The sequence below is a fragment of the Campylobacter concisus genome (genome assembly GCA_002092835.1).
In the GTDB taxonomy this organism is placed as follows: domain Bacteria; phylum Campylobacterota; class Campylobacteria; order Campylobacterales; family Campylobacteraceae; genus Campylobacter_A; species Campylobacter_A concisus_K.
Map to the genome: position 1 here is coordinate 1 of LVWL01000003.1, position 3,907 is coordinate 3,907.

7 protein-coding genes and 1 pseudogene are annotated in these 3,907 nt (G+C 29.4%); all 8 read right to left on the reverse strand.

Features of this window, described 5'->3' with window-relative positions; translation table 11 throughout:
• Nucleotides 1-58 precede the first annotated feature (58 nt).
• The 8 genes and pseudogenes from A3835_08865 to A3835_08900 all read right to left on the reverse strand — a co-directional run bounded on the left by A3835_08865 (nt 59) and on the right by A3835_08900 (nt 3,907).
• On the reverse strand, nt 59-418 hold the full coding sequence (locus A3835_08865; GenBank protein ORI09891.1) for a hypothetical protein: 360 nt from the start codon (nt 416-418) through the stop codon (nt 59-61).
• A gap of 31 nt (nt 419-449) precedes the next feature.
• Nucleotides 450-725: a hypothetical protein gene (locus A3835_08870; GenBank protein ID ORI09892.1), complete on the reverse strand. Its 276-nt coding sequence runs from the start codon at nt 723-725 to the stop codon at nt 450-452.
• A 193-nt stretch (nt 726-918) separates the two neighbouring features.
• A complete protein-coding gene (locus A3835_08875) occupies nt 919-1,323 on the reverse strand; it encodes a hypothetical protein (GenBank protein ID ORI09893.1) in 405 nt (134 codons plus the stop codon).
• 30 nt (nt 1,324-1,353) lie between these two features.
• Nucleotides 1,354-1,749, reverse strand: a complete 396-nt coding sequence (locus A3835_08880; GenBank protein ORI09894.1) for a hypothetical protein — start codon at nt 1,747-1,749, stop codon at nt 1,354-1,356.
• A gap of 34 nt (nt 1,750-1,783) precedes the next feature.
• Nucleotides 1,784-2,227: a hypothetical protein gene (locus A3835_08885; protein ORI09895.1), complete on the reverse strand. Its 444-nt coding sequence runs from the start codon at nt 2,225-2,227 to the stop codon at nt 1,784-1,786.
• 242 nt (nt 2,228-2,469) lie between these two features.
• Entirely contained in the window at nt 2,470-2,805 is a 336-nt protein-coding gene (locus tag A3835_08890; GenBank protein ID ORI09896.1) for a hypothetical protein, read from the reverse strand.
• A 6-nt stretch (nt 2,806-2,811) separates the two neighbouring features.
• Nucleotides 2,812-3,222: a hypothetical protein gene (locus tag A3835_08895; protein ORI09897.1), complete on the reverse strand. Its 411-nt coding sequence runs from the start codon at nt 3,220-3,222 to the stop codon at nt 2,812-2,814.
• Nucleotides 3,197-3,907, reverse strand: a pseudogene (locus tag A3835_08900) (hypothetical protein). The gene A3835_08895 and the pseudogene A3835_08900 overlap by 26 nt, the downstream one beginning before the upstream one ends.

Genomic DNA, 3,907 nt, shown 5'->3' on the forward strand with positions numbered 1-3,907 from the left:
CTCTAAGCTATATGAGGCTGGGAGTTGGGGCTTATTAATAATAATTTAAAAGCTTATTTTAACGCAAATCATCTACTATTTCGTATTTATCGCCACATTTTTTATATACAATTTTTCTAAGTTCGTTGATTTTTTTGCATGTATTTTGCTTCGGATTCGGGACTAGCAAAGCCCTTATAGCTAAATTCTTTTCATTGTTTATAAAAAGACTATTGTATTCTTTCATAATCTCCATCGAGAGCCTTTTTATATCTGGGCAAGATAACAGTTCGTCTGGAAGTTTGCTGTCCCAAGATATTTCATCTTCCTGCTCTACCCATGTTCCGCCATTTATGTTTTCACCAAATTCATCATATATCCAAAATACGCTATCACATGCGAAATCTGTTTGTAAAACTATTTTTAACTTTTTATTCACTCCAAACTCTTTTTTGAACTATCCTGCAAGATTATTGATTTTTTACCAAAAACCACTCATCTTTTTTTACGCCAAATTCAAATTCTGCTTGCCCAAAAGCATCTTCTAAAGTCTCATGATACGTATCTGCCTGCTCTTCTCCAAATTTGTCAAGATAAAGCAAATAATATCCTTCATTGTCACTATACTTGACAATACTTAGTGCAAATGGCTTTGGCAAAAGAGTGTTACCAGAGTAGTGAATTGTTTTTGGCATTTGCCCCAATTGCGCATTGTCCTTTAAATAAATCTTATAAAGCTCTCTCATTTTTGACTATCCCCAATAATTTCTACAGCCGTATTTTCTATTATTTTCCACCACTTTAAGTATAAATTTAGCCTATCAACGCTTGTCATCGCTTCAAATTTGCCGTCATCTAGTTTTATTTAGCACTAGCTTAAAAAATAGTAAATGCAAGAAAGGATTTATAAATTTATTAATTTTTACCAATACTATATTACTAAACTTTATGTTCGGCTATCAAGTTCGCATCTTCATCAAAGTCATTAAGAGAATAGCCTAATAAATTTAGTAAATTTACAGAACTTATAATTATCTTATTCCAAACTTCTGACATTTCATATAAATCTGTATCCGTATTATTATTTTTACAAATAGTATCAAGTTTATTTTTATATTCTTTTATAGCTAGGAGCTCATTATTATCAAATAAGTACTTATTTTCTGGCCTTTGTATAAGTTCTAATGGATTAATTATCTCATTTACTAATTCATCGCCACAAGTATATTTATCAGTAGTAGCATTGTCTATATATTTTTTTTGATACTCAGTAGAAGCTAATTCAAATAGCCTTTCTAATAATATTTTTTTAGTTGATACATTTTTATTTTCCCGTAATAGCATTAAGATTTCCGTAAATTCGATTTTGTTATTTTATTTACCAAGCTCATTGCGGTCTATATTATCTATTGTACTATAATCAAAATCTTTTATTTGATAACCCAAAATATTTAAAAATTTTTCTGCATCTATTTTTAATCCAGCCCATATAGTTGTTCCGTATATATCACCATTTGGCAGGTTGAGTATTTTATTTCGTAATATATTTGCAAATTCTAATTCTCGTTCTGAAAAATTATTTTTGAAACAATCTAATTGTGCTTCTCTACAAAAATTTGCAACCTCTTCAATTAAGTCTTCTGGCGCCACATACTCATAAATAGTAGAATTATCAATATAATGTATTTGATAATCTGTTGAAGCAAGTCTAAACAAAGACTTTGCCAATAATTCCCTTATTTTTCTCATTTTGATTTCCCTTAACAGCATTAAGATTTCCGTAAATTCGATTTTGTTATTTTGTTTACCAGTTTATTTTTCCTACACCATTGTATGTAAAAAACTGTGTGCTAGTATCCTGAGCAGGCTCTAAACCGCAATAATAAAACTTTGTATTTAATGCATTTGCCATTTTCTTGCAAAAATCAATAAAATTTTGTAAGGGAATTTTATTTACTTCATTAAAATCAAAAGATAATGTTAGTTCGTTTTCATTATTATATATTAGAATATATAGTTCAAAAAATTCAAATTTCAATTCAAAAATTTGTGAATTTTTGAATTGAAAATATATATACCCATTTTGTGTTTCATCAAATCTAAAATTTTTATAATTTTCTCTTGATAAATTAGGATAAATAGTGGAATTTACATTTAATACTTCCTCAGAATTTTCTATCAATACTTTTGTTAAATTTAAGCAATTTTCTAATTTTACTTTATCTAATAACAATTCTAATATTTCCATCAATCTATAAAACCTTTAAAATTTACATTTAATTCTAGTCTAACACCACGGCCATCTGGTAATCTTTTTTCCAAAAATGTTATACCTTTACTATTTGTAACTTTCTTAAATTCAATATTAGAATTTAAAATATCTTTCAAATGCTTCATGCCTTGCAAATTCCAAGTATCCATACTACCAGTTGTTTTACCCCAAATTTCAGGTTTTCTGCTGAAGTATGCAACTATAACAATTATTACTAGCTATTCATCTAACACTTCTATCCCACTTGGACAAATTTTAGTAAGTGGGTTGTTATATTCTTGCTGACATTTTTTGCACTTTATGACACCTAGTTCTGCACTTAACTGCTCTGCGTTGTAGCAATGCGGACAAACCACGTAACCATCTACTTGTGTATCTACTCCGGTAGCTTTGATACTTGGATCTTGATAGTCGTTAAAGATTTTTCTAAATTCGCTTTTATAAATTTTAAAATCTATAAAACCAGCAAACTCAACTACATAATTTCTGAACGCAAAACAATATCTCTTATCTTTTTCTCTAAAATTTAGTTCATCTTCAAAAATTTCTTGCAAAAGTGGTTAAAAGTTTTCATAATTAAAATTTTCTATACTAAAACCAAATCTTTTTATGATTGCACCGGCAAATTCTCTTGCTTTTATCCAAGTTTTGTTTGAATAAACTAAAGTTTTATTATCTATTTTTTCTATTTCATTCCAAAAATCTATGCCAAAATTTTTATCCATAAATGATTTGAAGTGGCTTATGATTTCTAACTCTCGCTTTGAAAAATATATTTTATTTCTAGGATATAACGCATATTCGCAAGCGTTATATATATCTTGCACCAAGTCTTCTACTGTTTCATATTTATCTGTAGATGGATTAACCAAATACTTATCTTGATGCCATAAAGAAGCTATTCTGCATAAATTTAATAAAAAATATCCCTTTTCTACTAGCATTTTATTTCTCCAAAATAGGATTTCCATAAATTGGTATGTGCGTTTCATTAGCCTTATAGCCACCAATATTTCCAAAATTATCTAAGTAATTTTTATTTTTATCTTGTATTCTTAATATCCAACCAGAATTTGAATTTGTTCCAATTGGGGCTTTTGGATCAGGTCCGTGAATTCTAATTCTTTCAATACCAGCCTCGTCAATAAATCTTATACCATTTCCATTTTTTTGTGCCAACATTTTCCAATCTTTTGGAACTCTTGAAATAATTTCATCCACTGTTGCTCCCTCTAGTTTTGTAAAATCTCCAACCAAATTTGAACTTCCTTGTTTAGCCAATGTGTTAGATGATACAACGACTCCTTTTGAGGTTGCAATCATTGTATTATCTTTATTGTTTAATTTTTGTATACCATTTTTCCCAACCCCATCATTACCACTTTTTCCATTGTGTTTTATATTTGTGTTAGAAGCCGGATTATCTATTTTAGTAACATCACTAGTTACCTCACTAGGCTTTTTGCCAAACCTATCCCAAGCTGCTTTTCCAGCTTTGTTTGTAATAGCACTAGGACCAGTAAGCCCAGCTATAAATTCAAGATCCCTAGCAGTTACACTCTCATAGTCACCTAATACCGTATCTAGTTCGCTTTTCATAAAGCCGTTATAAATAAGCGTATCTGCATTTAAGACGGTATTTGCTATGCCTTTGGC

Coding starts and splice junctions, on each gene's coding strand:
- A3835_08870 (ORI09892.1), bottom strand. CDS start 725: ATGAGAGAGCTTTATAAGATTTATTTAAAGGACAATGCGCAATTGGGG.
- A3835_08875 (ORI09893.1), bottom strand. CDS start 1,323: ATGCTATTACGGGAAAATAAAAATGTATCAACTAAAAAAATATTATTA.
- A3835_08880 (ORI09894.1), bottom strand. CDS start 1,749: ATGCTGTTAAGGGAAATCAAAATGAGAAAAATAAGGGAATTATTGGCA.
- A3835_08885 (ORI09895.1), bottom strand. CDS start 2,227: ATGGAAATATTAGAATTGTTATTAGATAAAGTAAAATTAGAAAATTGC.
- A3835_08895 (ORI09897.1), bottom strand. CDS start 3,222: ATGGAAATCCTATTTTGGAGAAATAAAATGCTAGTAGAAAAGGGATAT.